This window comes from Phormidium sp. CCY1219, assembly GCF_055795085.1.
Window position 1 is genome coordinate 1 of record NZ_JAYFEQ010000211.1, and the last position, 1,581, is coordinate 1,581.

Annotated in this window: 2 protein-coding genes; one reads left to right on the plus strand and one right to left on the minus strand. The window is 47.4% G+C overall.

The annotated features are described in order from the left end of the window. A partial coding sequence (locus AC0QH1_RS01680; RefSeq protein ID WP_324629020.1) for an RNA polymerase sigma factor occupies positions 1–557 on the minus strand: 557 nt, incomplete at its 3' end. 532 nt (positions 558–1,089) lie between these two features. Here AC0QH1_RS01680 and AC0QH1_RS01685 point away from each other — a divergent pair. Further along, entirely contained in the window at positions 1,090–1,488 is a 399-nt protein-coding gene (locus AC0QH1_RS01685; protein WP_324629021.1) for an endonuclease domain-containing protein, read from the plus strand. Positions 1,489–1,581 lie beyond the last annotated feature (93 nt).

Here is a 1,581-nt window from a genome sequence, read left to right on the forward strand (position 1 = left end):
GCCCCCCTTTCCAAGGGGGGTTGGGGGGATAAAACCTCAATAGCCCCCCTTCCCAAGGGGGGTTGGGGGGATAAAACAAAATATTCCCTTAATACCTGTTTCAAAATTCCTCGCGCCTGGGAAACGCGCTTGCGGACATTGGCGTAAGAAATATTCTGTCGATCCGCAATTTCTTGATAAGAAAGTTCGCGTTTGAAGTGCAGGAGAAAGGTCTCCCGCAGTCGGTTCGGTAAACGAGCGATCGCCCGACGGACAACAATTTTTTCCTCCTCTGCTTCTAAGAAACTTTCTGGAGTTTCCGATTCCCCAGACTTCCTCAAAACTTCTATATTTTCTACATTTTCTATATTTTCCAGACTCTCCACCGCTTGAGTTCTGCGTCTGCGGTGAATATCGATGCAGAGGTTCCGAGTCAACTGAGTCAGCCACCCCTTCACATTATCAATTGCTCCCACCCATTGTGCCATCTTTTCCTTCGCCTTGAGCATAGCCGTACTCAAGGCATCTTCAGCCTCAGTGGGGTTGCCATTCATCCACTCGAGACAGCGCCGATACAAATAATCTTCATGCTGTTGCCAAAGCTGCCAAAAAAGATCGTCGGAAAAATTTGGGAAAAATAAATCGATCTCGTATCGCTACGCGATACGAGATCGATTTATTTTTCCTTCATTGGCCAACTCTTTTTCTCTGGTTGGGGCAAAAGTCCGTCGCCTATTTATCCTTTTGTGATTAGAGACCTGACGCTCGTCGTTAAGGTGTAACGGGGTTGAAGCCATAAGTCTGTTGGGTTGCTAGGGCGCTGGTATTAGCTTATATTCTAACTTATTCTGATAAGTTTATGCCTTTCATTCCATTCGCGGGGTTTGAGGGAAAAGCCCCCTTCTATTCGCGGGGTTGGGGGGATGATCCGAAGCGGAGTGGCGTTCCCTTCGCGGGGTTGAGGGAAAAGCCCCCTTCTATTCGCGGGGTTGGGGGGATGATCCGAAGCGGAGTGGCGTTCCATGCGCGGGGTTTGAGGGAAAAGCCCCCTTTCCAAAGGGGAGTTTGGGGGGATAAAATAGGACTAAAACTTTACCAGCCCCCAAAATCATGTCTCAATTAAAAGAGGGACGCTATTTTCTCCCCTATAATCCCTCCCTTGTCGAACGAGCAAAAGAAATGCGAAAAAACCCTACCCCAGCAGAACGCAAGCTATGGCAGCAGTATTTAAGGAAGTTTCCTTTTAAAGTGTGGCGGCAAAAACCAATTGATAATTTTATTGTTGATTTTTATTGTGCCAAATTAAAGTTGGTTATCGAGGTCGATGGGGATACTCATTTTACCGAAGATGGGATGATTTATGACGAAAAACGCACTCAAATTTTAGAAGGTTACGGTTTGCAGGTGGTACGTTTTACCAATGATGAGGTGATGAATTGTTTTGATGGGGTTTGTTATTCTATTGGTGAGTTTATCCCCTCTAGTTTATCCCCCCTAGCCCCCCTTTGAAAGGGGGGAACCGGATTATCCCCCCTAGCCCCCCTTTGAAAGGGGGGAATTGGATTATCCCCTCTAGCCCCGGTTTATCCCCCCTAGCCCCCC